Raw genomic sequence first — 410 nt, 5'->3', positions numbered from 1 at the left:
CCGGCCGGAGCGGCGGGTGCCGTCGCCGTCGTTGGGCTGTTGGCGAGGGCGACGTCGTCGAGGTACATCCAGGTGTCATCCGCCGGGCTGGCGCCGTCGAGGTGGACATTGAACCAGAGCACGATGGTCTGCCCGTTGTAGGCGGAGAGGTTGGCGCTSAGCTGGGTCCACGTACCGGAGTTGCTGCWGAGCTTGAACASGCTGGCCAGKGTGGTGCCGCTCGTGGTGCGGACTYGTGCTTCCATCCAGTCGTAGCGGCACGTGGTGCCGGTGCAGGTGTCGTCCGCGGTGTGGGGCTGGTACCAGAAGGACAGCGTGGACGTCCCGGCAGCCGGCATGGTGATGGTCTGGGCCAGGTTGCTGTCCCCGAGCGGTTCGGCCCCCGATGCCAGGCCCAGGAGCGCGGAACC

At 68.6% G+C, this 410-nt stretch carries 1 protein-coding gene; it reads right to left on the bottom strand.

The genetic code is table 11. The features are described 5' to 3' along the window. A partial coding sequence (locus AB4Z38_RS25845) for a hypothetical protein (protein ID WP_441432354.1) occupies positions 1 to 410 on the bottom strand: 410 nt, incomplete at both ends.

Origin of the sequence: Arthrobacter sp. 2RAF6, assembly GCF_052115205.1 — a bacterium.
Taxonomy (GTDB): Bacteria; Actinomycetota; Actinomycetes; order Actinomycetales; family Micrococcaceae; genus Arthrobacter.
This window is presented reverse-complemented; position numbering and strand designations above follow the sequence as displayed.